The sequence below is a fragment of the Brevibacterium sp. SIMBA_078 genome, assembly GCF_046534565.1.
GTDB lineage: Bacteria > Actinomycetota > Actinomycetes > Actinomycetales > Brevibacteriaceae > Brevibacterium.
The window spans coordinates 1-237 of record NZ_JAWRYQ010000569.1 but is presented as its reverse complement, the minus strand read 5'-3'; the positions used below and the strand labels follow the sequence as shown (position 1 = coordinate 237).

At 48.5% G+C, this 237-nt stretch carries 1 protein-coding gene; it reads right to left on the bottom strand.

Annotated elements, in window-relative coordinates; all coding sequences use genetic code 11:
- Nucleotides 1-237 (bottom strand): SurA N-terminal domain-containing protein (locus SB749_RS20830; protein ID WP_410711993.1); only part of this gene is annotated, 237 nt, incomplete at both ends.

The window sequence follows — 237 nt, the reverse complement described above, 5'->3', positions numbered from 1 at the left end:
ATAGCTTCAGGCTCCAGTACGAACTCAGTTGCAGACAGCCCGCGTAGCAATTGGTTGCGTGTCATATCTTGCTGCATAACCTTAGCAAAAGCTTCAGGGCTGTAGCCGGCATTACGTAACGCCATCAGATAAACATCGTTATCAAATTGTCCAGCCGTACGAAATTGAGAGATATCGCGGATTGCAGCTTTTACCTGCTCAGGCCCCACTCTCATTCCGTTATCTTCGGCGTATTGC